Source organism: Cupriavidus sp. FW305-27 (assembly GCF_058787995.1).
This window is the reverse complement of sequence record NZ_JBYTAG010000049.1, coordinates 22,598-49,079: the sequence shown is the minus strand read 5'-3', so window position 1 is coordinate 49,079 and position 26,482 is coordinate 22,598. Positions and strand designations below refer to the sequence as shown.

Below are 26,482 nucleotides of genomic sequence, written 5' to 3'. Positions count from 1 at the left end.
GAATCTAGGATGGCGCGATCAGTTGGCGCCGCCGCGCAGCAGGCAGTCGCGCAGCAGCGGTGCGCTATCCGCCAGCCCTGCGCCGTTGCATTCGAGCGCGACCTTCTGGCCGCGCCGCACCATGGTGGCTCGTGCTTCCACCTCGCACACCCGCCCTGCCGGGCCGCAGATCTGGCGTTGCAGCAGCAGTGCGCGCACATTCACGCCGGGATCGTTGGTGCGGATATCGACAAAGACCTGGTCGCGCTCGCGGCGAATGCCGCTGGCGACGCCTTCGACGATCAGGTACTGGCCCAGGTAGCGGGTGTCGGCTTCCTTGGGGTTGTCGCGGTAGTCATTCAGCAGCGTGTCGGCCTGGAGCTGCGGCAGCCGGTCCGCGGGGCGCTCCGGGTCAATGCTGATCGGGTCGAGCGTGCCATCGCGCGGGATCCCGCGCACGACGCTGGCCGGCACCGCGCTGGCTTCGGCCTGCGCCTCGGGCGCGGCATCGCCGACATCGTCGCGGCGGTCATTGCCGGCAAACCACAACATGCCAAGGACAGCCACGGCGACGATGGCAACAAGGATTTGCTGGGTACGGTTCAACATCGGAAGGTCCTGCGTCAGTGAATGCGGAATGCGGAACGGGATTATGCGCCCTGCCTGCCGCAAAAGCGCTCAATCGCCGCCACGGCGTGGTCGACGCCACGCTCGGCGGCCATCGCGCGGCCCAGCCTGGCGGCCCGTTCGCGCGTGGCCGGCTGCTCGGCAAAGGCGATCATCGACGCCAGCCGCGGCGCGTCGATCTTGTGCCCGGCGACATGACGCGGCGCCACGCCCAGTGCCGCCAGCCGGCCCGCCCAGAAGAACTGGTCGCCCGCAAACGGCAGCACGATCGCCGGCACGCCCGCCGCCGCGGCCGCATGCGTGGTGCCCGCACCGCCGTGATGGATTGCCGCCGACACGCGCGGCAACAGCCAGTCATGCGGGGTGGCGCCCACCACGTGGAAGCTGGATGGCAACGCCGCCACGTCGATGCCGCTCCAGCCCGGATAGAACAGCGCGCGCCGGCCATCGGCCGCCTGCACCAGCGCCGTCACCACCTTGTGCCGGTCAAAGCCCGCCATGCTGCCAAAGCCGATATACAGCGGCGCCTCGCCGGCCGCCAGGAAGTCGCGCAGCGGCGCGTCCGGTTGCCAGTCCGGCTGCGGCGGCATGGTCCACGCGCCGCTCACCAGCCAGTCGTCATGCCAGTCATGCGGACGCGGGACCAGCTGCGGCGAGATCGCGTACAGCGTAGGAAAGTCCGCCCACATCGCCTTGCGCGCCGACGCGCCGAACAGCCTGGAGCGCGCAGCATTGGTCGCGCTACGGAACATGCGCCACAGCACGAAGTTGATCACGTGGTGGCTGGCGCGATTGGCCCACCCCGGCATCCTGAACGGCGGCAGCAGCGCGGACGGAAAGGCCCGCGTCGGCGAGATCGGGAACATGCCCGCGCCGATCACCGGCTTGCCCAACTGCTCGCCCACCGACAGCGCCACATACGCCGTCAGCCCCGAGAACACGATGCCGTCCGCATCGCGCGCAGCCTCCGCCAGCTGCGCCATCCACGCCTCGGTGTTGTCCTCGGCAATGCGCGCGAATGCACGCGTGGCCTCGGCGACGTTGCCGCCTTCGGTCATCAGCTTGTGCAGCGCGCCGCCGGGCGCCAGCGTCTGCTGGATATCGCCTGCCATCGGCGCGAAGGCGAGGCCGTGCTCTGCCGCGAGCGTGGCCGCCGAGCGTTCGCCCAGCATCAGCACGTCATGGCCGGCGGCGCGCAGGCCGAGGCCCAGCGCGACGATGGGGCGGCAGTCGCCCTGGGTACCGAAGGTGATCAGGATGAGGCGCATGGCGGGGGAAAGGTGCGATGCAAAAATCCGCATCGCAGCTTCGATTGTGGTGTTCCCGACAGTTTACCCGGGCGTAGCTTGCGCAGTAGGCCAGCCTGGCCTCAGGAAGCGTGTGCCGGCCAGCGGCCGTCGGCGACCAGGGCCTGCACCGTGTCGGAAATCAGCGCTTGCACGGTCGATGCGGCCATCGACAGTGGGGTGGTGGCAGAGCGGCACAGGTAGACCGGCCGCGAAATGCCGGGCTCGACGATGCGGGCCGCGGACAGCAAGCCGCTGCGCAATTCGCGGCGGACCGACGCATAGGACAGGATGGTGAAGCCGACCCCCGCCGCGGCCAGCTCGATCAACTGCGGAATGGCGTTGACCTCCGCCAGCACGCGCAAGCTGACGTGATGGGATTTCGCATGGCGGTCGATCAGCGCGCGCAGGCCATGCAGCCCGGCCGGCAGGAGCATGGCGTAGTCAGCCAGTTCGGCGAAGGCGACCTGGCCGACCGTGCCCGGACTGCCGCTGGCATTCGGCGCCCCATGGAGCGCGCCAGGGGGTCCCACCAGGACCAGGTCCTCGTCCAGCAGATGCTCGAACAGCAGCCCGGCGCCAGGATCCACCTGGAAGGTCAGGCCGATGTCGATGTGCCCGCTGAGCAGGCGCTCCGGGATATAGCCCGTGCTCAGTTCGATGATCTGGAGCTGGATCTTCTGCCAGCGCGCCAGCGTCTCGCGCACCAGCGCCAGGGTCAGGATCTGCGCCATGGACTGGGGCAGGCCGATCGCGACACGGCCCGCCGGCTCGGCCACGAAGTCGCGGACATCCTCGCAGGCCAGGTCGACGCGGGTCAGGATGTCCTTGGCGTGGCTCACGAAGCGCAGGCCCGCCGCCGTGGGTAGCACGCCCCTCTGGGTACGGTCGAACAGCCTGACGCGTAGTTCTTGCTCGAGTTGCTTGATCTGGAGGCTCAGCGCCGGCTGGGCCAGATGCATGTGCTCGGCCGCCCGCGAGATCGAGCCTGCGGACACGACGGCCAGGAAGCACCGCAGATCCCGTATATCAATGGCCATGATGGGATTTCCAGCAAACGCGCGACAAGGCGGGGAGCTCAGTATATAAAAATTATATGTATGGCATCGTGAAACGGTCTTTTACTTATAGCAAGGCCGGCGCCATAGTGGCAACCAGATTCCCATCCTGCCAGGCAAGCGTGTCCGGCCAGGGACAAGGGAACCACACCGGAGACTGCCATGACATTCAGCCGCCGCACCCTGCTGCTCGGCACTGCCGCCGCCTTGCTGGCCCGGCACGGGTTTGCACAGGGCTGGCCTTCCAGGCCGGTCAGGATCGTGGTGCCGTTCGCGGCGGGAGGTCCGGGCGATTTCGTCGCGCGCCTGGCCGCGAAGCATCTCGCGCAGGTGCTGGCGCAGCCGGTCGTGGTCGAGAACAAGCCAGGCGCCAGCGGCAACCTGGGAGCGCAGTTCGTGCTGGACACGGAGGCCGATGGCCATACCCTGCTGCTGAACACGGTCGGCATGCAGGCGGTCAATCCCCTGATGTACCCAGCCGCGCGCTTCCTGCCGCAGCGCGATTTCGTGGCCATCGGCATTGCCGCCACCGTGCCGAACGTGCTGGTGGTCCATCCGGGCAAGCTCGGTGTCTCGACCATGGGCGACCTGGTCAGGCTTGGCAAGCAGCGGCCCGGCAACCTCACCTTTGCCACCTACGGGCCTGGGAGTTCTCCGCATATCTACGGTGCGCTGCTCCAGCGGCTGGCCGGCTTCTCGGCCATTGAAGTGCCGTACAAGGGCAGCGCGCCGGCCAGCAGCGATGTGATGGCGGGCCAGGTGGACTTCCTGTTCGACAGCATGACCACCTGCGTGAGCCAGATTCAGGGCGGCAAGCTGAAGGGGCTGGCGATCACCTCGGCAGAGCGGTCGCCGCTGTTGCCGGCCGTCCCCACCATGAAGGAGGCGGGCTACGGCGGCCTGGCCATGAAGTACTGGCTGTCGCTCCAGGCTTCGGCCAGGACCCCGCCTGAGATCGTGTCCGCGCTGCGCCAGGCCCTGGCCAGGGCGCTGGCCGATCCCGCCTATCAGCGCGCCCTGGCCGCGCGTGGCGCAGAGCCGCTCCTGATCGCCCCGGCGCAAGTGCAGGCCTTTGTCGACCGCGATGCTGAACGCTGGACTGCCGCGGCCCGCAGCATTGGCATTCGGGCGGAATAGCCGCCACCCGGCCCTCTCATCCGACTTTACATCCATTGAAACTGCCCATGCTTGCGCTACAAGGAATTCGCGTGCTGGACCTGAGCAAGGTGCTGGCCGGCCCGCTGTGCGGCCAGTATCTGGGGGAACTCGGCGCCGACGTCGTCAAGGTCGAGCCGATCGGCGTGGGGGACGATACCCGCGCCTGGCTGCCGCAGGAGCAGGGCCAGTCGGCAACCTTCCTTTCGGTCAACCACAACAAGCGCAGCATCGCGGTCGACCTCAAGACCGCCGAGGGACAGCAGCTCGTGCAGACCCTGGCCGCCGGCGCGGACATCGTGCTGCAGGGCTTCGGCGGAGGCACCGCGGCCCGGCTGGGCGTGGACCATGACAGCCTGAGCGCGCGCAATCCCCGCCTGATCTACTGCGAGATCTCCGGCTATGGCCGCACCGGCCCGCTCGGCAACGAGCCCGGCTATGACGTCATGCTGCAGGCGTTCAGCGGCATGATTAGCACCATGGGCGATCCGGCAGGCAAGCTGGCGCGCGCCAGTTTCTCTCCGGTCGACCTGGGCACGGGCATGCATGCCTTCAGCGGCATCCTGGCCGCGTTGATCGAACGCGAAAAGACCGGGCACGGCGTCTACCTGGAGGTCTCGCTGCTCGATACCGCGCTCGGCTTCATGGGCTACATGGCGCAGAACTACTGGCGCACCGGCCGGGCGCCGGCGCGCATGGGGACCGCGCACCCCGCCATGGCCCCGTACCAGGCCTTCGATGCAGCGGATGGCCCGCTCATGATCGGCGTCGGCAACGATGCCCAGTGGCGCCGCTTCTGCACGGTCGCCGGGCTGCACGACCACGTCGATGACCCCGCGTTCGCCACCAATGCGGCGCGCGTGGCCAACTTCGCGCGCACCGTGGACCTCGTGCAGCGCCGCATCGCCACGCAGCCGGTCGCATTCTGGCTGCAGGCATTGCGCGTGGCAGGCGTGGCCTGCTCGCCCATCCACACACTCGACCAGGCCCTTGCCCACCCGCAGCTGGAGGCGCGGCAGCTGGTGGTCGAATCGGAACACCCGGTGCTGGGCACGGTCCGGAACATGGGTTTGCCGGTGCGGTTTCGCGACGGCAAGCGGCAGGCGCACCGCGCGCCGCCCTTGCTGGGGCAGCACACCGAGGAAATTCTGCGCGAGGCAGGCTTTGGCCCCGACATGATCCGGCGCTACCAGGCCGACGGCATCGTGGCGGTCGCCGGATCCGTCACGTAGTGAGCGCGAGGCAAGCCCGCCCCCAAGTCAACTGAAGCCCGTCCCATATCCACTCAATGGAATCCATGTCCTCCATCCGCTATGCCGTGCGCGACCAGGTCGCCGAAATCCAGCTGGACAGCCTGCCAGTCAATGCGCTGAACGAGGCCATGATCGACGACCTGATCGGCGCCTTGCGGCGCGCCGCCGAAGACGACTCGGTGCGCGCCGTCATCCTCGGCAGCGCCATCCCGCGCCGCTTCTGTGCCGGCCTGCGGCTCGATGCCGTGCAGCAGTCTTCACCGAGCCAGCTCTATGCGCTGGTGGAGAAACTCTATGTGGGGTTGTGCGAGGCGCAGTTCCAGCTGAAGAAGCCGTCGATCGCGGCGGTCGAGGGTGCGGCGCGCGGCGGTGGCATGACCCTGGCCATCTCGTGCGACATGATCGTCGCGGCCGAGGACGCAACATTTGGCTATCCCGAGATCGACGTCGGCATGATCCCTGCCATCCACTACACGCATCTGCCGCGCATCGTCGGGCGCCACCGCGCCTTTGACCTGCTGTTCACCGGGCGCGCATTCGATGCCGACGAAGCCTGGCGGCTTGGCCTGGTCAGCCGCGTCGTGCCGCAGCTGGACGTCATGCGCGAAGCCCGGGCGCTGGCGCAATCCTTCTGCGAGAAATCGCCCACCATCGTGCGGATGGGCCGCGCCGCCTTCCTGCGCGCCAACGACTCCGACTACCGCCGCGGCGTAGCCGGTGCGGTGGAGAGCTTCGGGAATATCGCGGTAACCGATGACGCAAAGGAAGGCGTGGCGGCGTTCGTGGAGAAGCGCAAGCCGGCATGGTCGCCAGGGTGACTGTGATCCCGTCAGGAGAACGCAACCCAGCAGTGCTTTCATCAAAGGGCCAACCATGCCAGATCATTCCCGAGCCGATCGCCTCGAAGCATTCCGCCAGGAGGTTCGCAGCTTCCTGCGCGAGGTGGTCCCGCCCGATATCCGGGCCGCTTCGCGCGCCCATTGCCTGGTGACGCGCGAGCAGGCCGTGCGCTGGCAGCGGATCCTGCATGCGCGCGGGTGGGCGGCACCTGGCTGGCCGCGGGAGTACGGCGGCCCGGGATGGTCGCTGGTGGAGCAGGCAATCTTCCGGGAAGAGCTGGCGGCCAGCGACGCGCCGCGCTATGACAATCTCGGCATCGATACCATCGGACCCACGCTGATCCGCTATGGCACGCCCGAGCAGTGCCGGCGCTTCCTGCCCGGCATGCTGTCCTTCGATGACTTCTGGGCGCAAGGCTATTCCGAGCCCGACGCCGGGTCCGACCTAGCGTCATTGCGCACCGTTGCGCGCCGCGATGGCGACGAATGGGTCGTCAACGGCAGCAAGATCTGGCAGACCCTGGGCCAGTGGGCCAACTGGGCACTGGTGCTGGTCCGCACCGATCCGTCTGCCCGACGCAAGCAAGAAGGCATCTCGGTGCTGCTGATGGACCTGCGCACACCGGGCGTGACGGTGCGGCCGATCCGCTTTATCAACGGCGCGCACTTCCACGTGCAGATGTTCTTCGACGACGTGCGGGTGCCCGCGGCCAACCTGGTGGGCGTGGAACACGCCGGCTGGTCCATCGCCAAGGGACTGCTGGTGATCGAGCGCCTGTTCGTCGCCCGGGTGGGAGACTGCAAGGCGGAGCTGGCCAGCGTCGCGAAACTGGCCGGCAAATGGCGCCCGGGCCCCGGCGCGCAGATCGACGATGCCTTGCTGGCGCGCCGGCATGCCGAGCTGGACATTCGCATGCGCGCGCTCGAAGCCGCGTGGTGGCCGGCAGTGCGGTTTGCTGAGCAGGGCGGCAGCCCTGAGCTGGAAGCCTCGCTGCTCAAGCTCGATGGCAACCTGCTGCTGCAGGACCTGCACACGTTCAAGCTGGATGCGTTGGGCGCCCGAACATTGCCCTTCGATCCCCGCGCGATCGATGGCGAGCCCAGTCCGGAGCCGCTATCTCCTGGCCATGCCGAGAATTTTCCGCTGCACTACTGGCGCTACCGTGGCATCACGCTGGCCGGGGGCTCGTCGGAGATACAACGCCAGATCGTTGCCAAGGCTGTGTTCGGCGGACTGACCGAGATCGACCGCCCCCGCCAGGACCAGATGGACGAGCAGCAGGCGATCATGGACGGCACCCTGCGCCGCTGGCTGGACAAGCACTACGGCTTCGAGCGCAGGCGCGAGGTCGTGGCTGCCAGGGACGGCTTCGACCCTGCCGCATGGGCTGCCCTTGCCGAGCTGGGCCTGACCGGCCTGCTGATCCCGGAGTGCGACGGCGGCCTGGGCGGCACCCTGTCCGACCTCATGCCATTGCTGGAAGCGCTCGGCGAGGCCCTGGTGGTGGAGCCCATGCTCTGGAGCGCGGTCCTCGGCACGCAGGTGCTGCTTGGCGCGGAGAACGCAGAAGGACGCGAACCGCTGCTCGCAGCGCTGGCCAGCGGCCAGGCCCGCTGCGCGCTGGCTTATCGCGAGGGCCAGTCCCGCCGCGACGTCCACCATCCTGAAACCGTTGCGCGCCGGGATGGCGTTCACTGGCGCCTGCACGGCGTCAACCGGCTGGTGATGGGCGCCGCCCAGGCGCAGCATCTGTTTGTTACGGCTTGCCTGCCTGAAGGCGGGCTGGCGCTGTTCGATGTGCCGAGCCAGGCGGCCGGTGTCGGCCTGCGTGCCTATCAGCTCCACGACGGGCGCAGCGCGGCGGACATTCGCTTCGACAACGTCGAACTGCCTGCGTCCGCGCTGCTCTGCGGCGCGGACCACGCCACGGCGTTGCTGGACGACGCGCTGGAACTTGCCACCCTCGCCCTCTGCGCGGAAAGCATCGGGGCCATGCGGCGATCGCTTGCCCTCACGGTTGAGTACATGCGCATGCGCAAGCAGTTCGGCCGCACCCTTTCAGAGCAGCAAGTGCTTCAGCATCGGGTGGCCGACCACTATCGCGGCTGGCATGCCGCACGCCAGCTGGTGCGCGAAGCCGTTGCAGGCTGGTCCCTGGTGCCGCCGGCCGAGCGCTCGCGCCGCGTCAGCGCCGCCAAGTACATGGTTGGCCATGCCAGCCGTGTGCTTGCGCTTGACGCCCTGCAACTGCATGGGGCGATCGGCATGCAGGACGAAACCCCGATCAGTCACTACAGCAAGCGCCTGATGGCCAACGATGCACTGCTCGGCAATGCCTCGGCGCATCTCGGGCGCTTTGTCGATGCCGGCCATCGCTCGCAGGCGTGAACAGGACAACACTGAGAAGAAAGAGGCAATGCCATGCAAGCACTCCGCAGTACCAGGCGCCTGGCGCTCGCACTTGCCGCTGCCCTGGGCGCAATGATGGCGGCCCCGGCTGTGTCCGCGCAAACGGGCGCGGCGTGGCCTGCGCGGCCGGTTACCATCATCGTGCCGGGCGCGGCAGGGGGCACGATCGATATTCCCATCCGCCTGCTCGCGCAGAAACTGAGCCTTCGCCTTGGCCAGCCTGTCATCGTGGACAACCGGCCCGGCAGCGGGGGCATCATCGGCACACAGGCGGCGCTACGCGCGCCCGCCGACGGCTACACGCTCCTGGCCGGGAATGTCGGGCCGCAGGCCATCAACTACAGCGCCTACAAGACCCTGCCATACAAGCCGGACGATCTGGTGGGGATTACCGATGTCATCTCTTTTCCCAGCGTCCTGGTCGTCAACGCACAGTCGCCGATCCGGAGCGCCGCCGACCTGGTCGCGCAAATGAGGGCGCAGGCGGGAAAGCTGTCCTTCGGCTCCTCCGGCATCGGCCAGACCAGCCACCTGACCGGCGAACTGCTCAAGCAGCGCACGGGAACGGATGCCATTCACGTTCCCTATCGCGGTTCCACGCCGGCGACCACCGCGCTGCTGGCCGGTGAAACGACTTTCCAGTTCGACAACCTGACCCAGGCCCTGCCGCATATCCGGGCCGGCAAGCTGCGCCCGCTCGCCGTGACGTCGGCACGGCGAATCCCCAGCCTGCCCGAGGTGCCGACCATGGAGGAAACCGGGGTGGGCAACCTCTTGTCGACGGCGTGGATCGGCATCTTTGTGAAAGCCGGCACGCCGCCGGAGATCGCAGCCAGGCTGCATGAGCACCTGGTCGCGGTCCTGCGCGCCCCGGACGTGGTTACCGAAATCAGCCGGACGGGCGGTATTCCAGGCGGACAGGCACAGGAGAGATTCGCCGCCTTTGTCACGGCGGAACGCTTGCGCTGGAGCGAAACCATCAAGACATCGCAGCTGAGCCTGGATTGAGGTCAGGCGCTGCGCCTTATTTTCCGATGCAAAACCGCGTAAAGATCGTCCCCAGCAGATCATCACTGGTGAACTCACCCGTAATGCTGTTCAGGCAATCCTGTGCCAGCCGCAGTTCTTCGGCAAACAGGTCCAGCGCCTGCGCCTGGTGCTCGGCCTGCTCGGCGGCGACATCCAGGTGCGATTGCGCATTCCGCAGCGCCGTCAGGTGCCGCTCGCGCGCCAGGAAGTTGCCTTCATTGCCCGACTGCCAGCCCACCAGCCGCAGCAGCTCACGGCGCAGCAGTTCAATGCCGGCCCCGGTGCGCGCCGAGATCCAGATCTCGGTCGGGTTGGGGCCGTTGGCGGCGACCACGTGCGGGCGGTTGCCGCCGAAGACGACATCGCCAACCGCGGGCGCCTTGTCGATCTTGTTGACGATGCGCACGATCGGCGAGCCCGGCGGCAGCTGGCCGCTGAGCTGGTCGTCGATGGCGTCGTCAGTCTCTGACAGGCCATGGCGCAGGTAGTCGGTGGCGTCGACCAGGTGCAGCACGATGTCGGCGCGGCGGATAGCGTCCCAGGTGCGTTCGATGCCGATGCGCTCGACTTCGTCGGCGGCATGCTCGCGCAGGCCGGCGGTGTCGATGATATGCAGCGGGATGCCGTCGATCTGGATGGTCTCGCGCACGCGGTCGCGCGTGGTGCCGGCGATGGGCGTGACGATGGCCAGCTCCGCGCCGGCCAGCGCGTTCAGCAGCGACGACTTGCCCACGTTGGGCTGGCCCGCCAGCACCACCGACAGGCCCTCGCGCAGCAGCGCGCCCTGGCGCGCCTGCGCCAGCACGCCGCTCAGTTCGGTGCGGATGGTGGCAAGCTGGCCGCGCGCGTCGGACTGTTCCAGGAAATCGATCTCTTCTTCGGGGAAGTCCAGCGTGGCTTCGACCAGCATGCGCAGGTGGATGACCTTGTCCACAAGCTGGCGGATGGCGTTGGAGAATTCGCCCTCCATTGAACGCGCCGCCGAGCGCGCCGCGGCCTCGGTGCTGGCTTCGATCAGGTCGGCCACGGCCTCGGCCTGGGCCAGGTCGAGCTTGTCGTTGAGGAAGGCGCGCCGCGTGAACTCGCCGGGCTCTGCCAGGCGCAGGCCGATGCCGTCGCCCGCTTGCAGGCAGCGTGTCAGCAGCATCTGCATCACCACCGGCCCGCCGTGGCCCTGCAGCTCGAGCACTTCCTCGCCGGTATAGGAATTGGGCGCCGGGAAATACAGCGCCAGGCCGTGGTCGATGACCTTGCCATGGCCATCGAGGAACGGCAGGTAGGTGGCGTGGCGCGGCTTCAGTGCCTGGCCGCAGACGGCGCGCATCACGGGGCCAACATCGGGGCCCGACACGCGCACCACGCCGATGCCGCCGCGTCCGGGCGCGGTGGCGATGGCGGCAATGGGAACCTGGGGAGCAGTCATGGCGCTATTGTCGCAGATCGGGTGCGGTTGGCGTGGCACGCGGTGGGCAGGCCGCCATGGCGGGCGGGTGGTCAGCTGGCACCGGGCAGCGGGCGCGGCGGCGCCTCGTCCGGCATTGCCTGCGCCTGCAGGCAATCGGCCAGCAGCCGGCGCGCGACGATGCCGTCGACAAGGCGGCCGAGCTTTGCCTGCCCTTTGACCAGCTTGCGATGCAGGTCCCTGGTGTAGCGGGATGGCAGCACCGGCTCGAATGCCTCGATCACATAGCGCAGTCGCTTGCCGGCGATGCGCTGCTCATGCACCGCGCGGGGATCGCCGCGGCGTGCGGCCTTTGCCAGCGCGCGCAGGCGCTTGCGGCCGCGGCGCACGCGCCTGCGCGCAAAGGGCCCGAGGCGGCCACCGCCATTGCGGGCGCGGGCGGCCAGCTGGGCCAGGTGCGCCAGGTCGCGATGCAGCGCTGGCAGCGGCCAGTCACGGTAACCGGCCAGGGCCGCCAGCATGGTTTGCCGTGCGGTGTCGCGGCGCTCTCGGGCGGTGTCGGCGATGGCCGACAGCACGGTATCGTCCGGTTCCAGTTTGCGTGCCGGGGCAATGGTTTCGGCCAGGAATACGTCCCAGTCGCGCACGTCGCTGGTGGCGCGCGCCAGCATGCGCAGGTCATGCTTCCAGCGATCGCGCTCCTGCCGCGGCAACGACGGCCCCAGGGCCCAGAGCACCGCGCGCGCATGGCGCACCGCCACGCGCAGCGCGTGCAGGTCTTCGGGCTCGTCGCGGTGCAGCAACTGGGCCAGGCTCGCTTCGATGCGCGCCAGGCTTGCCTGCGTCAGCGCGGCAAAGGCCGCGGCGGGCCGCGTCTTGCGGCGCAGTGTGGGGGGATGGGTGTCGGCGATCATTGCGGGCTGCATGCGCTCAGGCGCGCACTCGGGTCGCGGATGCTTCCAGTGTAGGCGACGGCACGCCGGCCCGCTTCCGCGCGGCGTAACAGGCGCATGGATGGTTGACAGCCCCGCGCCTTCACGCTGCAATGCGCACATCCCGGTGATGCAGTGACCCGACAAGGAACAGCCATGACCACCGAACAGGAACGGCTTCTGCTGCGCGACACCATCGAGGCGGGCTTTCGCCAGGCCGCCTTTGTCAACGATGTCGGCATCACGCTGGCGGACTGCGGGCCCGGCTGGTGCGAATCCACGCTGGCCATTGCGCCGCGCCACCTGCAGCACGGCGGCATCGTCCATGCGGGCGTGCAGGCCACCATCGCGGACCACACCGCGGGCGCGGCGGCATCCACCATCCTGGAGGCAGGCCAGCACGTGGTCACCGCGGAGTTCAAGATCAACCTGCTCAGGGCCGTGCGCAGCGAACGGCTGCGCTGCCGTGCCGATGTGCTCAAGTCCGGCCGTTCGATCATCGTGGTGGAGGCGGATGTCTTCGCCGACGTCCACGGTGAATCGGTGCTGGTCAGCCGCCTGAACGCCACCATGAGCGTGCTGGACCTGGCCTGAGCCCTCTCCCACCGTTGAAAGGAAGCGACCCATGATCGACCACACCGGCGTAAGCGTCAGTGACTACGGCAAGAGCCGCGCCTTCTACCAGGCGGCGCTGGGCGCCATCGGCTATGTGCTGGACAAGGAATTCCCGGCCAGCGTCACCGGCAGCACCGATGTCGCAGGCTTCGGCGCACCGGGGCAACCCGACTTCTGGATCCACCGCGGCACGCCCAACCAGCCGCCGCTGCATGTGGCCTTCCGCGTGGACAGCCGCGAGACCGTCGATGCCTTCCATCGCGCGGCGCTGGCCGCGGGCGGGCGCGACAACGGCGCGCCGGGCATCCGCGCGCACTACCACCCCAACTACTACGGCGCCTTCGTGCTGGATCCGGACGGGCACAACATCGAAGCGGTGTGCCACAAGCCGGCGTAGGGCTGGCCTCAGCGCGTCGCGACGATAAACAGGCGCGGGAACGGCAGCAGCACCGACCCGTCCGGCAGCGCCGGGTACGCCTTGGCAATCTCGGTCTGGTAGCGCGCCAGGTAGGCGGCGCGCTCGGCCTCGTCCAGCGGTTGCAGGAAGGGGCGCAGGCCGCTGCCCTTGAACCACTCCACCACCGCGGCCGGGCCGCCCGCCAGCGGATGGTGGTACGTGGTCAGCCATACGTCCACGCGCTGGCACAGCGGGCGCAACAGCTCGTAGTACCACTGCGCCGGGGCACGCTCGGCGCGGGCCTTGCTGGCGCCGGCGAGCTTTTCTGCCCACGGGCTTTCCGCCGCCACCTGGCGCATCAGCCGGTGCGCGGGTTCTTCCAGGTTGTCCGGCATCTGCACGGCCAGCGTGCCGCCGGGAGCGAGCCTGGATACCAGTGCCGGGAACAGGCTGGCGTGGTCAGGCAGCCACTGCAGCACGGCATTGGCCAGGATCACGTCATAGGGCCCGGCCTCGTCCCAGGCGCCGATGTCGGCCACGCGGAACTGCACCGCGGGCAGGCGCTTGCGCGCCGCATCGACCATGTCCTGCGAGCTGTCCAGCCCGGTCACCGACGCCCCCGCATAGCGCGCCAGCAGCACCTCGGTGGAGTTGCCCGGCCCGCAGCCGATATCCACCGCGCTGCGCGCGATCTCATTGGGGATGGCAGCCACCAGGTCGCGGACCGGGCGGGTGCGTTCGTCTTCGAAGGCGACGTATTGGTGGGCGGACCAGCTCATGGGGGATCTCCTGACTTTTAGAGCAGGCCAGTAGGATACGCCTGCCGCAGCGGTTCGCTGGCCCTGTCAGCCAGCCCTTACCCCAGCTTCTTCTTCAGCAGCTCATTCACCTGCGCCGGATTGGCCTTGCCCTTGGTCGCCTTCATCGCCTGCCCGACCAGCGCATTGAACGCCTTCTCCTTGCCCGCGCGGAATTCCTCGACCGACCTGGCGTTGGCAGCCAGCACGTCGTCGATGATCTTCTCCAGCTCGCCGGTGTCGGACATCTGCTTCAGGCCCTTGGCCGCGATGATGGCGTCGGCATCGCCGCCGTGCTCGCCGGCCCACATCGCCGGGAACACGTCCTTCTTGGCGGTGTTGTTCGATACCGTGCCGTCGGCGATGCGCGCGAGCAGCCTGGCCAGTTGCGCCGGCGTGACCGGTGCGGCGTCGATGGCGATGCCTTCGCGGTTCAGCTGCGAGGCCACGTCGCCCATCAGCCAGTTGGCCGCGGGCTTGGCGTTGGCGGCGCCGGCGTCGGCCACCACGGCCTCGTAGTAGGCGGCGAAGGCCTTGGTCGCGGTCAGCGTGGTGGCGTCATAGGCCGACAGGCCGTACTGCGAGACAAAGCGCGCCTGCATCGCCACCGGCAGTTCCGGCAGCTCGCCGCGCACGCGCTCGACCCAGCTCGCGTCGATTTCCAGCGGCATCAGGTCGGGGTCTGGGAAGTAGCGGTAATCGTGCGCGTCTTCCTTGGTGCGCATGGCGCGCGTTTCGCCCGTTTCCGGGTCGAACAGCACGGTGGCCTGCTGGATCTTGCGGCCGTCCTCGATCTCGGCGATCTGCCACTGCACTTCGTACTCGATGGCCTGCTGCAGGAAGCGGAACGAATTCAGGTTCTTGATTTCGCGGCGGGTGCCGAATTCCTTCTGGCCGAGCGGGCGCACCGACACGTTGGCGTCGCAGCGGAAGCTGCCTTCCTGCATGTTGCCATCGCAGATGCCCAGCCACACCACCAGCGAGTGCAGCGCCTTGGCATAGGCCACGGCTTCGGCGGCGCTGCGCATGTCGGGCTCGGTGACGATTTCCAGCAGCGGGGTGCCGGCGCGGTTCAGGTCGATGCCGGTCATGCCGGCGAAGTCTTCGTGCAGGGACTTGCCCGCGTCTTCTTCCAGGTGGGCGCGGGTCAGGTTGACGGTCTTTTCGTAGAACTCGCCCTTCCTGCCTTCGACCTGGATGGTGATGGTGCCGCCCTGTACCACCGGGATCTCATACTGGCTGATCTGGTAGCCCTTGGGCAGGTCGGGGTAGAAGTAGTTCTTGCGCGCAAAGACGCTGCGCGGCGAAATGGTGGCGCCGATCGCCAGGCCGAACTGGATGGCGCGCTCGACCGCGCCCTTGTTGAGCACCGGCAGCACGCCCGGCAGCGCCAGGTCCACCGGCGAGGCCTGCGTGTTGGCCTCGGCCCCGAAGGCGGTGGAGGTGCCGGAAAAAATCTTGGAGGCCGTCGAAAGCTGAGCGTGCGTTTCGAGGCCGATCACCACTTCCCATTGCATGGCGGTATTCCTGTTCGGTTCTTTCGGTTCTGTCTGTTGCGGTGGAGCGGCGCAGCCGCCCCGGGGTTCAGTCTGGTCTTGCCCCGGCCCTCAGGGGTCGGGGCTGGCAAGCCATGAGTCGAGCTGGGCCAGCGCGGCCACGCGGGCCACCGCATCGCCGCCGACGGTGACGCCCTGGGTCTTGCGCATGCCCGCCGGTACGTCGCGGCGCATATGCAGCTCGCTGGTGCCGTCAAAGCCGTGATAGGCGCCGGGGTAGATCTCCAGCCGGAAGCGCGCGCCCGGCTGGCGCGCCAGCACCGCGCTTTGCAGCATGGCGCAGCGGGTGGCGGGCGTCCAGTCGTCGGCGCCGCCGATCATCAGCAGCATAGGCGCGCGCAGGCGGAAGTTGTGCTGCTGCACGGCGCGCCTGCAGCCCGGGTAGAACGCCACCGCACGCTCCACCTGGGGCGTGCCGGCCGGCCACGGGCGGCTGGCATCGACGGTGGCCAGCACCGCCTGCGCGCCGTTGGACCAGCCCAGCAGCACGATACGCGCGGTGTCGACCGCCGGCTGCTGCGCCACCCAGCGCAGCGCGGCCAGCGCATCGGCGCGGCGCGTGCGGTCGTCGATGCCGCGCGCGTCGATGGGTTCGGAGCAGATGCCGTGGGGCCTGCCGCGCGCGCTGAAGCTGTCGGGCATCAGCACGGCATAGCCGCGCTCGTTCAGCCAGTGCGCGTATTCGCGGTAGCGTTGCTGCAGCAGTCCGGAAACGTCCGCCTGGGCGGTTCCGGCGGCACCCGCCGCGCTCGCGCGCGCGGGGCGCGCGGACAGCAGGCCGCCGCAGCCGTGCAACGCCACCACCACCGGCAGCGCGCGCGGGGTGGCGCCCTCGCGCGGCAGGAACCAGTAGGCGGTGAGCGCGGGCGTGGCCGCATCGCCGCGCAGCTGGACACGCTGCGCCGGCACGGGTGCCGTGGCCGCGGATCCTGGCGCGGCCCGGCTCACCGCATTCGGCGCCAGCACGCCGGCGGGCGTCAGCGGCGCCGGCTGCGCCAGCGCGGGCGCGGGCAGTTCCGGTGTATGCGCGGATGCGCCGGCCAGCCATGCGCCCAGCCCCAGTGCCACCGCGGCGCGCAGCACCGCCACCGCCGGACGGGCGGTGCGCGGTGAGCGTTGCGGGGTGGCGGGTGCGTGGGTCATGGCCGGCTTCGGTGGCTTCAGCGCGTGCGGGCGCAGGCGCCGCTGCCCGGCTCGAACATCACGGGCCAGGCTTCTTCGTAGACGCCGGGGGTGCAGCGCTGCTGGCAGTTGGCGTGCGCCAGCGTAACGCGGCGCGGGTCCTGCCAGACCATCAGCTTGCAGCCGCTGCCGTCATTGGCGCGCAGCTCGATATGCGGCTTCTTCTGGACCTGGCGGAAGTCCGCCAGGTTGAAGCTGCACGAGCCGCGCTTGCCTACCCACAGCTTCCACGACAGCTGCTGCACGCTGTTGTCCGACACGCGCAGCTGGGCGTCTTCGCGGAAGCCGTCTTCCTCGGTGCGGCGGCAGTCGCCGGCCAGGTCGATGTCGCGGCTGGCGATTGGAGCGGGCCGGCCCAGCCCGCCCGGCAGCGGGATGCAGCCGGCCACCGCCGCGGCGAGCGCGGCCGCGGCCATCAGGCGCAGGGTCAGCGAGGAGCGCGCGGTCATGTTCATGCCTTGCCCGGACGGCGCAGGTGCCAGTCGGTCGCCTGCTGGAACGCGTGCGCGGTCTGCAGCAGGCGCGCCTCGTCGAAGTAGTTGCCGATCAGCTGCAGGCCCACCGGCATGCCGGCCTCGCCAAAGCCGCACGGCACGCTCATGCCGGGCAGGCCGGCCAGGCTGGTCGACAGCGTGAAGATATCGGCCAGGTACATCTGCACCGGGTCCGAGGTCTTCTCGCCCAGTTTCCACGCCACCGTCGGCGCCACCGGCCCCATGATCACGTCGCACTGGGCGAAGGCACGCTGGAAGTCGTCGGCGATGATGCGGCGGATCTTCTGCGCCTGCAGGTAGTAGGCGTCGTAGTAGCCATGCGACAGCACATAGGTGCCGACCATGATGCGGCGCTTGACCTCGGCGCCGAAGCCTTCGGCGCGGCTCTTCTTGTACATGTCGAGCAGGTCGCGGTATTCGGCCGCGCGGTGGCCGTAGCGCACGCCGTCAAAGCGCGACAGGTTGGACGAGGCCTCGGCCGGCGCGATCACGTAGTACACCGGGATCGACAGCTCGGTCTTTGGCAGCGTCACCTCGACCAGCGTGGCGCCCAGCTTTTCATACTCGGCCAGCGCGGCGCGCACGGCCTGCTCGACGTCGGCCGACAGGCCCTTGCCGAAGTATTCCTTCGGCAGGCCGATGCGCAGGCCGGCGAGCGGGCGCTCGGTAGTGGCGCCGGCGCGCGGCTGGCCCAGCAGGCGGGTGTAGTCCTCGTCCACGCCGCCCTGCGCGGGCGTGATGCTGGTGGAGTCCCTGGGGTCGAAGCCGGCCATGGCGTTGAGCAGCAGCGCGCAGTCTTCGGCGCTATGGGCCATCGGGCCGGCCTGGTCCAGCGACGAGGCGAAGGCGATCATGCCGTAGCGCGACACGCGGCCGTAGGTCGGCTTGATGCCGGTGATGCCCGAGAACGACGACGGCTGGCGGATCGAGCCGCCGGTGTCGGTGCCGGTGGCGGCGGGGGCCAGGCCGGCGGCCACGGCCGCGGCCGAGCCGCCCGACGAGCCGCCGGGCACGCGGCTGGTGTCCCAGGGGTTGCGCACCGGGCCGAAATGCGAGTTCTCGTTGGACGAGCCCATCGCGAACTCGTCCATATTGGTCTTGCCCAGCGTGACCATGCCGGCCGCGGCCATGCGTTCGACCACGGTGGCGTCGAACGGGCTTTCATAGTTGGCCAGCATCTTCGAGCCGGCGGTGGCACGCCAGCCGCGCGTGACGAACACGTCCTTGTGCGCGATCGGCACGCCGGTCAGCGGCGCGGCCTCGCCGCGGGCGCGGCGTTCATCGGCGGCGCGCGCCTGCGCCAGGGTCCGCTCGGCATCGACGTGGATAAACGCGTTGAGCGCGGCGGCCTGCTCGATGCGGGCCAGGTACTCGCGTGCGAGTTCCTCGGCGGAGACGGAGCGCGCGGCCAGCGCATCGGCTAGCTGGCGCAGGGAGGTCACGGAATCAGCGGAAAAGGGCATGACAGTCGGTTGGCATCAGGGGGTGGCGTACTGGCGGATGGCCGGCGCCGGACAGGCATGCACGGGTGCGTCGGGTCCGGGCCGGGCGGCGGTCATTCGATGACCTTGGGCACCAGGTACAGGCCGTCTTCGGTGGCCGGCGCGGGGCGCTGGTAGTCGGCGCGGCGGTCGGATTCGGTGACCACGTCCTCGCGCAGGCGCTGGACCATGTCGCGCACGGCTGACAGCGGGTGGGCCAGCGGCTCGATGCCGCTGGTGTCGACCGCCTGCATCTGCTCGACCAGCGAGAAAAAGTTGTTCAGCTGCGCAAGCGTCTGGGCGGCCTCGTCATCGCTGATTTCGATGCGGGCCAGGTGGGCGATGCGCTTGACGTCGGATAGAGCGAGGGCCATGGCGTGGTGGTTCGGATGCTCGGATGCGGGGGCGCGGGCTGCGCCGGCGGCTGGCTCATGGGGCGGCTGCGTCGCACGGCCCGTGGCCTGACCGGGGGCGCCGGAGTGGCGCCCCGGAGTCGTCGGAATTACAGGTATTTTCAGGCTGTAAACGCCCGAAGCAGCAGGAATTATAAGGTATCATTGCGAGTTACCGACCCTTGGCAACGCTTACGCCACATGGCCGCAGGCCGGCGCGCTTGCGCCTGGCATCCGCAGGCGCCCGAAGGGCGGACCTGGGTCCTCTGATTAGGCCTCTGCAGCCGGCCAGCGCATGTCGCAGTGATTCGATATGGTGCGCCGGTGCCTGCACATTTCCGCGAACTTTTCCGCGGGGTCTAATCAAAGGTTCCCGTAGGGCCGGCGCGCGCGGTGCGCCGGCGATTGCCGTTCCCATTCCATCCCGGCCCGGGCAGCCCCGTGCCGGACGGCGGGCGGACCGGGAAGCCGGGAACCATTCCGTATTCAACACAACGTATTTCGTGGCCGGGCCGTTCGCGGTGCCGGCCGCTTCGCCTACCCGCGAACACCACCACAGACAGGATTCCTGATGTTCGGATTTCTCCGCAGCTACTTCTCCAACGACCTGGCGATCGACCTCGGCACCGCCAACACGCTGATCTACATGCGCGACAAGGGCATCGTGCTGGACGAGCCCTCGGTCGTCGCGATCCGCCAGGAAGGCGGCCCCAACGCCAAGAAGACCATCACGGCGGTGGGCAAGGAAGCCAAGCAGATGCTGGGCAAGGTGCCGGGCAATATCGAGGCGATCCGCCCGATGAAGGACGGCGTGATCGCCGACTTCACCGTCACCGAGCAGATGCTCAAGCAATTCATCAAGATGGTGCACGACAGCAAGCTGCTGCGCCCGAGCCCGCGCATCATCATCTGCGTGCCGTGCGGCTCGACCCAGGTCGAGCGCCGCGCCATCCGCGAATCGGCGCTGGGCGCCGGTGCCAGCCAGGTCTACCTGATCGAGGAGCCGATGTCGGCTGCGATCGGCGCCGGCCTGCCGGTGTCCGAGCCGTCGGGCTCGATGGTGGTGGATATCGGCGGCGGCACCACCGAGGTGGGCATCATCTCGCTGGGTGGCATGGTCTACAAGGGTTCGGTGCGCGTGGGCGGCGACAAGTTCGACGAGGCCATCGTCAACTACATCCGCCGCAACTACGGCATGCTGATCGGCGAACAGACCGCCGAAGCGATCAAGAAGGAAATCGGCTCGGCCTTCCCGGGCTCCGAAGTCCGCGAGATGGAAGTCAAGGGCCGCAATCTGTCCGAAGGCATCCCGCGCGCCTTCACCGTGTCGTCCAATGAAATCCTCGAAGCCCTTACCGATCCGCTGAACCAGATCGTTTCGGCGGTGAAGATCGCGCTGGAACAGACCCCGCCCGAACTGGGCGCCGACATCGCCGAGCGCGGCATGATGCTGACCGGCGGCGGCGCGCTGCTGCGCGACCTGGACCGCCTGCTGGCGGAAGAAACCGGCCTGCCGGTGCTGGTGGCCGAAGACCCGCTGACCTGCGTGGTGCGCGGTTCCGGCATGGCGCTGGAACGCATGGACAAGCTCGGCAGCATCTTCTCCTACGAGTAAGAAGGACGCTCACGTGGCGATGCGCGGCCTGCCGGATCCAGCGATCAGGGCGGCGTCGCGGCGCCTCATCCGCCGGGGCCGGGCCCTGGCAGTTCCCGCCGCCCGGCCGTGCCGCTCCCGTCCCCGCAAGGGACCCGGGCGCGGCACGGCGGGCGGCGGGGCGTTTCCGCGTGGGCTTTGGCCTTTGTTCGGGTAAATGGATTACTCCCCTCCGCCGCTCTTCAAGCAAGGCACCTCGGCTGTCGCCAGGCTGGTCCTGTACGTGGGTATCGCGCTGGCGCTGCTGGTGGTCGATGCCCGTTTCGACGCGCTCAGCGTGGGCCGGCAGGTTGCCGCCACCGTGCTGATGCCGGTCGAACGCCTGGTGCTGACGCCGCGCGACGCACTGCGCACGATGTTCGACTATGCGCAGTCGTCGGCGATGCTCGCCACCGAAAACCGCGAACTGCGCCAGAACGCCGTGCAGCAGGCCCAGGCCTCGGTGCGCCAGGCGCAGCTGGAGTCCGAGAACAACCAGCTGCGCAAGCTGCTCGGGCTGGCGCAGCAGTCGGCCACGCCGGTGACGGCCGCCGAGATCCTGTATGACGCGCGCGATCCCTACACCCAGCGTATCGTGATCGACAAGGGCAGCCAGCACGGCCTGCGCGCCGGCTACCCGGTGATCGACGAGCGCGGCGTGGTGGGGCAGGTCACGCGCGTGTCGCCGTTCCAGTCCGAGGTGACGCTGCTCACCGACAAGGACCAGGCCATCCCCGTGCAGGTGGTGCGCAACGGGCTGCGCAGCGTGGCCTTCGGCGGCGCGCGCGCGGGCCAGCTGGACCTGCGCTTCATGGCCGCCGCCGCCGACCTGCAGCAGGGCGACCTGCTGGTGACCTCGGGCCTGGACGGCACCTACCCGCCGGGCCTGCCGGTGGCAAAGATCGTCCATATCGAGCGCAAGGCCGATACCGCGTTTTCGCGCGTGTACTGCGAGCCGGTGGCCGGCGTGCGCGCGCACCGCCTGCTGCTGGTGGTGCGCTACGACGCGGCCATTCCCGCGCGGGAAACGGTCGAGGCCAAGCCGGAGGCGCCGGTCAAGGGCGCCAAGTCCGCTGCGGCACGCGCTGCCGCCGATAGCGCAGCGGCTGCCAAGGCCGCACCCGCCAAGGAGGCACCACGGTGACCAATCCCCAATACCTGCTGCGGCCGGTCAATCCCGCCTTTATCGCCTTCAGCTTCGTGCTGGCGTTCCTGTTCAACCTGATGCCCTGGGGCACCACGCTGTGGGTCCCCGACATGGTGGCGCTGGTGCTGGTGTTCTGGAACATCCACCAGCCGCGCAAGGTGGGCATGGGCGTGGCCTTCCTGCTGGGCCTGCTGATGGACGTGCACGATGCCCGGCTGCTGGGCGAGCACGCACTGGCCTACACTCTGCTGGCCTACTTCGCCATCACCATCCACCGCCGCGTGCTGTGGTTCACCGTCTATACCCAGGCGCTGCACGTGCTGCCGCTGCTGTTCGTCGTGCACGCGGTGCCGGTGCTGATCCGGCTGGCCATGGGCGCGCCGCTGCCGGGCTGGCAACTGCTGCTGGCACCGGCGATCGAGGCGCTGCTGTGGCCGCTGGCCACCAGCCTGCTGCTGGCGCCGCAGCGCCGTTCGAGCGATGTCGACGAGACGCGTCCGATCTGACGCCGCACGCACCTGACCGCACCTAAACGCTCATCCCTGGCCAACGCAGTACCATGACCGAAATCCGCAACGTCGAACTGGAAATCGGCCGCTTCCGCATCCGCGTGGCGGCCGCGGCCCTGTTCACGGTGATCTGCTTTGGCCTGCTGTTCACGCGCTTCCTGTGGCTGCAGTGGTACAAGCATGACCAGTACTCGGCCAAGGCCGAGGACAATCGCATCTCGGTGGCGCCGATCGAGCCCAACCGCGGCATCATCATGGACCGCAACGGGATCGTGCTGGCGCGCAATTATTCCGCGTACACGCTGGAGATCACGCCGTCCAAGCTGGGCGATACGCTGGACAACACCATCGAAGGCCTGTCGGCGCTGGTGGATATCCAGCCGCGCGACCGGCGCCGCTTCAAGCGGCTGATGGAAGAGTCGCGCAGCTTTGAAAGCCTGCCGATCCGCAGCCAGCTGAGCGACGAGGAAGTGGCGCGCTTCTCCGCGCAGCGCTTCCGCTTCCCGGGCGTGGATGTGCGCGCGCGGCTGTTCCGGCAGTACCCGCTGGGCGAGTCGGCTTCGCACGTGATCGGCTACCTGGGCCGCATCTCGCAGCGCGACCAGGAACGCATCGAGGCCATGGACGAGGCCAACGATGCCGACGGCGCCAAATACGATCCGCGCAAGGACGCCGACAACTACAAGGGCACCAACTACATCGGCAAGATCGGCCTGGAGCAGAGCTACGAGAGCGAGCTGCACGGCCTGACCGGCTTCGAGGAAGTGGAAGTGAGCGCGGGCGGGCGCCCCATCCGCACGCTTTCGACCTCACCCGCCACGCCTGGCAACAACCTGATCCTGTCGCTGGACATCCGCCTGCAGCAGCTGGCCGAGGCACTCTACGGCAACCGCCGCGGCGCACTGGTGGCGATCGAGCCGTCCACCGGCGACATCCTGGCCTTTGTCTCCAAGCCGACCTACGACCCCAACCTGTTCGTCGAGGGCATCGACACCAATACCTGGAACGAGCTCAACAACTCGCCCGACAAGCCACTGCTGAACCGCCCGCTGCGCGGCACCTACCCGCCGGGCTCGACCTACAAGCCGTTCATGGCGCTGGCCGCGCTGACCACCGGCAAGCGCACCGCGGCCTGGGGCATGTCCGACCCCGGCTTCTTCACGCTGGGCAACCATACCTTCCGCGACGACAAGCCGGGCGGCCATGGCTGGGTCGACATGCACAGCTCGATCGTGCATTCGTGCGACACCTACTACTACGCGCTGGCGCGCGACATGGGCGTCAACGGCATCCATGACTTCATGAAGCCGCTGGGCTTCGGCCAGATCACGGGCATCGACATCGAGGGCGAAAGCCGCGGCATCCTGCCGTCGACCGACTGGAAGCGCAAGGCGTACCGCAAGCCCGAGCAGCAGAAGTGGTACGACGGCGAGACCATCTCGCTGGGCATCGGCCAGGGCTACAACAGCTTCACCATCCTGCAGCTTGCGCAGGCCACCTCGGTCATCGTCAACGACGGCAAGGTGATGAAGCCCCACCTGGTCAAGGCCGTGGAGGATGCGGTCACGCGCAAGCGCACGCTGACCGTGCCCAAGGAAAGCTACACGATCCCGCTCAAGCAGGCCGACATCAACGTGATCAAGCGCGCCATGGTGGCGGTGACGCATTCCGGCACGGCCGCGCGCGTGTTCGCCGGCGCCGCCTACGAATCGGCGGGCAAGACCGGCACGGCGCAGACCTACAGCCTGGCCAAGGGCGAGAAGTACAACCACCACGCGCTGGACGAGCGCAAGCGCGACCACTCGCTGTACACGGCCTTCGCGCCCGCGGACAACCCCAGGATCGCGATTGCGCTGATCGTCGAGAACGCCGGCTTCGGCGCCGCGGTGGCCGCGCCGATCGCGCGCAAGGTGATGGACTACTACCTGACCGGCAAATGGCCGGCGGAGCTGGAAGCCATCGCGCCGCCGGAAGCCGAGCGCATGGCGGGCCGCCCGCCGGTGGCAACGCCGAGCGTGTTCACCACCGGCCAGACCGCCAGCATTGCCAGCGCCACGGTGATGTCGAGCGGCAGCGCGCCGGCCAGCGGCGCGGCCGCCAGCGAGGTCGCCGCGGCGTCGGGCGCGCATGCCGGGGCGTCTGACGCGATCGCGGCGGCGCTGGACCCGGCCGCGATCGCACCGGCCTCGGCCGTGCAGACGCTGGATGAACGCATGCTGCAGGCGCTGGGCCACAGCAAGCCGAAGGTGCCGCCGCCGGCTTCCGCGCCGGTCGTGCCGGCCAAGGCGCCCGCGCCCAAACCACGCGTCAAGCCCGTGGCTGCCAAGGCAGCCAGCGGTGCCGACGCCACTCGCTGAAGGAGACGCGCATGGATCGACGCCGCGTCCTGTCCCTGATCAAGACCGCGCTGACCGGTTTTGACAAACCACTCTCGCTGATCGTCTTCCTGCTGTTCGCCACTGGCATCGTGGCGCTGTACTCGGCCGCCATCGACATGCCGGGCCGGGTTGAGGATCAGCTGCGCAATATCCTGCTGTCTTATGTGGTGATGATCGTGATCGCCTACCTGCCTACGCAGACGCTGATGCGGGTGGCGGTGCCGATCTACACGGTCGGAGTGGCGCTGCTGATCGCGGTGGCCATGTTCGGCCTGATCCGCAAGGGCGCGCGCCGCTGGCTCTATGTCGGCATGGTGATCCAGCCGTCCGAGATCATGAAGATCTCGATGCCGCTGATGCTGGCCTGGTATTTCCAGAAGCGCGAGGGCGTGATCAAGTGGTTCGACTTCGTGGTGGCGCTGGGGCTGCTGCTGATCCCGGTCGGCCTGATCGCCAAGCAGCCTGACCTGGGCACGGCACTGCTGGTGATGGCCGCGGGCGTGTACGTGATCTACTTCGCCGGCCTGTCGTGGCGGCTGATCCTGCCGCTGCTGGGGCTGCTGGTGGTGGCGATCACGCTGCTGATCACGTTCCAGAACGATATGTGCGCGCCGGGCGTGAACTGGCCGGTGCTGCACGACTACCAGCAGCACCGCGTCTGCACGCTGCTGGACCCGACCAGCGATCCGCTCGGCAAGGGCTTCCACACGATCCAGTCGATCATCGCCATCGGCTCCGGCGGGGTCGAGGGCAAGGGCTGGCTCAAGGGCACGCAGACGCACCTGGAATTCATCCCGGAAAAGCACACCGACTTTATCTTCGCGGTGTACTCGGAAGAGTTCGGCCTGATCGGCAATGCGGTGCTGCTGGTGCTGTACCTGCTGCTGATCTTTCGCGGCCTGTTTATCGCGGCCAATGCGCCGACGCTGTTCTCGCGGCTGCTGGCGGGATCGATCACGCTGATCTTCTTCACCTATGCCTTCGTCAACATGGGCATGGTCAGCGGCATCCTGCCGGTGGTGGGCGTGCCGCTGCCGCTGATGAGCTATGGCGGCACCGCACTGGTGACGCTGGGCGCGGGCATCGGCATTCTGATGAGCATTTCGCGGCAGAAGCGGCTGATCCAGACGTAGCGCAGCCTGCGTAAAAAGGGGGCCGCGGCTGTGCCGCCGGTCCCCTTTGCTAAACTGCCACCCACTTTACCTCTACCGGTCCACGCCCCATGAACGCCCAAGACGTTGCCGCCTACCTGCAGAGCCACCCCGAATTCTTCGAAGAACACGCCGAGCTGCTGGCCGCGGTGCAGCTGACCAGCCCGCACAGCCACCGCGCCGTGTCGCTGCAGGAACGCCAGATGGAAATCCTGCGCGAGAAGAACAAGGGCCTGGAGCTGCGCCTGGCGGACCTGGTCCGCCACGGCCATGACAACGACCGCACCCAGCAACGCATGCATGCCTGGCAGCTGCGCCTGCTGGCCGAAGCCGATTCGCACGCGCTGCCCTATGCAGTGCAGGACGGCCTGCAGCAGGTGTTCGATGTGCCGGCGGTGGCGCTCAGGCTGTGGGATGTCGCCGAGCAATACGTCCATATGGAAGTGGCGCAGGGCGCCAGCGAAGACCTGCGCATCTTTGCCGAAGGCCTGCGTGCGCCGTACTGCGGCAGCAACGGCGGCTTCGAGGCCGCGGGGCTGCTGGAGCGCGACGATATCACCTCGCTGGCGATGGTGACGCTGCGCGTGCCGGTGCGTGCCGGCGATGCCGAGGCCGGTGCCGACGTGCGCGGCGCAGCCTTTGGCCTGCTGGTGCTGGGCTCGCCCGATCCGCGCCGTTTCCACGAAGGCATGGGCACCGCCTACCTGTCGCAGATCGGCGAAGTCGCCGGCGCCGCGCTGCACCGGCTGCGCGACTGAGGCGCGGCGGCCCACGCCTGAC

The 26,482-nt window shown here is 68.6% G+C and carries 24 protein-coding genes; 13 read left to right on the top strand and 11 right to left on the bottom strand.

Annotated features, from left to right (window positions below; genetic code table 11):
- Positions 1–18 precede the first annotated feature (18 nt).
- From AC3WRI_RS22370 to AC3WRI_RS22360, 3 genes are all read right to left on the bottom strand, one after another.
- A complete protein-coding gene (locus AC3WRI_RS22370; protein WP_492294111.1) occupies positions 19–588 on the bottom strand; it encodes an OB-fold putative lipoprotein in 570 nt (189 codons plus the stop codon).
- Between the two features lie 41 nt (positions 589–629).
- Positions 630–1,874, bottom strand: coding sequence for a glycosyltransferase (locus tag AC3WRI_RS22365; RefSeq protein ID WP_041687095.1), 1,245 nt, complete (start codon positions 1,872–1,874; stop codon positions 630–632).
- Between the two features lie 101 nt (positions 1,875–1,975).
- A complete protein-coding gene (locus tag AC3WRI_RS22360; protein ID WP_011614346.1) occupies positions 1,976–2,932 on the bottom strand; it encodes a LysR family transcriptional regulator in 957 nt (318 codons plus the stop codon).
- A gap of 180 nt (positions 2,933–3,112) precedes the next feature.
- Here AC3WRI_RS22360 and AC3WRI_RS22355 point away from each other — a divergent pair, with 180 nt between their 5' ends.
- From AC3WRI_RS22355 to AC3WRI_RS22335, 5 genes are all read left to right on the top strand, one after another.
- Positions 3,113–4,087, top strand: coding sequence for a Bug family tripartite tricarboxylate transporter substrate binding protein (locus AC3WRI_RS22355; RefSeq protein WP_011614347.1), 975 nt, complete (start codon positions 3,113–3,115; stop codon positions 4,085–4,087).
- 47 nt (positions 4,088–4,134) lie between these two features.
- Positions 4,135–5,337, top strand: coding sequence for a CaiB/BaiF CoA transferase family protein (locus AC3WRI_RS22350; protein WP_037025277.1), 1,203 nt, complete (start codon positions 4,135–4,137; stop codon positions 5,335–5,337).
- A 65-nt stretch (positions 5,338–5,402) separates the two neighbouring features.
- On the top strand, positions 5,403–6,176 hold the full coding sequence (locus AC3WRI_RS22345) for an enoyl-CoA hydratase/isomerase family protein (protein WP_492294110.1): 774 nt from the start codon (positions 5,403–5,405) through the stop codon (positions 6,174–6,176).
- A 55-nt stretch (positions 6,177–6,231) separates the two neighbouring features.
- A complete protein-coding gene (locus AC3WRI_RS22340) occupies positions 6,232–8,586 on the top strand; it encodes an acyl-CoA dehydrogenase family protein (protein ID WP_058697469.1) in 2,355 nt (784 codons plus the stop codon).
- Between the two features lie 33 nt (positions 8,587–8,619).
- The gene (locus AC3WRI_RS22335) at positions 8,620–9,615 is read left to right on the top strand and encodes a Bug family tripartite tricarboxylate transporter substrate binding protein (RefSeq protein ID WP_492294108.1); all 996 of its coding nucleotides are present in this window, start codon (positions 8,620–8,622) and stop codon (positions 9,613–9,615) included.
- A gap of 16 nt (positions 9,616–9,631) precedes the next feature.
- Here the strand turns inward: AC3WRI_RS22335 and mnmE are convergent, their stop codons facing one another.
- Positions 9,632–11,059, bottom strand: coding sequence for a tRNA uridine-5-carboxymethylaminomethyl(34) synthesis GTPase MnmE (gene mnmE / locus AC3WRI_RS22330; RefSeq protein ID WP_492294106.1), 1,428 nt, complete (start codon positions 11,057–11,059; stop codon positions 9,632–9,634).
- Positions 11,060–11,130: 71 nt separating this feature from the next.
- On the bottom strand, positions 11,131–11,952 hold the full coding sequence (locus tag AC3WRI_RS22325) for a CHAD domain-containing protein (RefSeq protein ID WP_058697471.1): 822 nt from the start codon (positions 11,950–11,952) through the stop codon (positions 11,131–11,133).
- Positions 11,953–12,126: 174 nt separating this feature from the next.
- On the opposite strand from AC3WRI_RS22325, the gene AC3WRI_RS22320 reads away from it, so the two are divergent.
- Positions 12,127–12,564: a PaaI family thioesterase gene (locus AC3WRI_RS22320; RefSeq protein WP_010811472.1), complete on the top strand. Its 438-nt coding sequence runs from the start codon at positions 12,127–12,129 to the stop codon at positions 12,562–12,564.
- Between the two features lie 31 nt (positions 12,565–12,595).
- On the top strand, positions 12,596–12,982 hold the full coding sequence (locus AC3WRI_RS22315) for a VOC family protein (RefSeq protein ID WP_058697472.1): 387 nt from the start codon (positions 12,596–12,598) through the stop codon (positions 12,980–12,982).
- An 8-nt stretch (positions 12,983–12,990) separates the two neighbouring features.
- Here the strand turns inward: AC3WRI_RS22315 and tam are convergent, their stop codons facing one another.
- The 6 genes from tam to gatC form a co-directional block, all read right to left on the bottom strand.
- The gene (gene tam / locus AC3WRI_RS22310) at positions 12,991–13,761 is read right to left on the bottom strand and encodes a trans-aconitate 2-methyltransferase (RefSeq protein ID WP_058697473.1); all 771 of its coding nucleotides are present in this window, start codon (positions 13,759–13,761) and stop codon (positions 12,991–12,993) included.
- Positions 13,762–13,838: 77 nt separating this feature from the next.
- A complete protein-coding gene (gatB, locus tag AC3WRI_RS22305) occupies positions 13,839–15,296 on the bottom strand; it encodes an Asp-tRNA(Asn)/Glu-tRNA(Gln) amidotransferase subunit GatB (protein ID WP_011614355.1) in 1,458 nt (485 codons plus the stop codon).
- A 90-nt stretch (positions 15,297–15,386) separates the two neighbouring features.
- On the bottom strand, positions 15,387–16,478 hold the full coding sequence (locus AC3WRI_RS22300) for a dienelactone hydrolase family protein (protein ID WP_010811476.1): 1,092 nt from the start codon (positions 16,476–16,478) through the stop codon (positions 15,387–15,389).
- A gap of 17 nt (positions 16,479–16,495) precedes the next feature.
- Complete coding sequence (locus tag AC3WRI_RS22295; RefSeq protein WP_010811477.1) at positions 16,496–16,972, bottom strand: hypothetical protein; 477 nt, start codon at positions 16,970–16,972, stop codon at positions 16,496–16,498.
- Positions 16,969–18,474 (bottom strand): Asp-tRNA(Asn)/Glu-tRNA(Gln) amidotransferase subunit GatA, encoded by a 1,506-nt coding sequence (gene gatA, locus AC3WRI_RS22290; protein ID WP_010811478.1) that lies wholly within the window; start codon positions 18,472–18,474, stop codon positions 16,969–16,971. Before gatA ends, AC3WRI_RS22295 begins: the two co-directional genes overlap by 4 nt.
- Positions 18,475–18,566: 92 nt before the next feature.
- Positions 18,567–18,866 (bottom strand): Asp-tRNA(Asn)/Glu-tRNA(Gln) amidotransferase subunit GatC, encoded by a 300-nt coding sequence (gene gatC / locus AC3WRI_RS22285; RefSeq protein ID WP_011614358.1) that lies wholly within the window; start codon positions 18,864–18,866, stop codon positions 18,567–18,569.
- 589 nt (positions 18,867–19,455) lie between these two features.
- On the opposite strand from gatC, the gene AC3WRI_RS22280 reads away from it, so the two are divergent.
- The 6 genes from AC3WRI_RS22280 to AC3WRI_RS22255 all read left to right on the top strand — a co-directional run bounded on the left by AC3WRI_RS22280 (position 19,456) and on the right by AC3WRI_RS22255 (position 26,460).
- Positions 19,456–20,499 (top strand): rod shape-determining protein, encoded by a 1,044-nt coding sequence (locus AC3WRI_RS22280; RefSeq protein ID WP_008648066.1) that lies wholly within the window; start codon positions 19,456–19,458, stop codon positions 20,497–20,499.
- A 196-nt stretch (positions 20,500–20,695) separates the two neighbouring features.
- Complete coding sequence (gene mreC / locus AC3WRI_RS22275) at positions 20,696–21,661, top strand: rod shape-determining protein MreC (RefSeq protein ID WP_010811480.1); 966 nt, start codon at positions 20,696–20,698, stop codon at positions 21,659–21,661.
- A complete protein-coding gene (mreD, locus tag AC3WRI_RS22270; protein ID WP_010811481.1) occupies positions 21,658–22,170 on the top strand; it encodes a rod shape-determining protein MreD in 513 nt (170 codons plus the stop codon). Before mreC ends, mreD begins: the two co-directional genes overlap by 4 nt.
- 53 nt (positions 22,171–22,223) lie before the next feature.
- On the top strand, positions 22,224–24,530 hold the full coding sequence (gene mrdA, locus AC3WRI_RS22265; protein WP_011614359.1) for a penicillin-binding protein 2: 2,307 nt from the start codon (positions 22,224–22,226) through the stop codon (positions 24,528–24,530).
- 11 nt (positions 24,531–24,541) lie between these two features.
- Positions 24,542–25,684: a rod shape-determining protein RodA gene (gene rodA / locus AC3WRI_RS22260; protein ID WP_010811483.1), complete on the top strand. Its 1,143-nt coding sequence runs from the start codon at positions 24,542–24,544 to the stop codon at positions 25,682–25,684.
- Positions 25,685–25,773: 89 nt separating this feature from the next.
- On the top strand, positions 25,774–26,460 hold the full coding sequence (locus AC3WRI_RS22255) for a DUF484 family protein (protein WP_010811484.1): 687 nt from the start codon (positions 25,774–25,776) through the stop codon (positions 26,458–26,460).
- Positions 26,461–26,482: the final 22 nt, after the last annotated feature.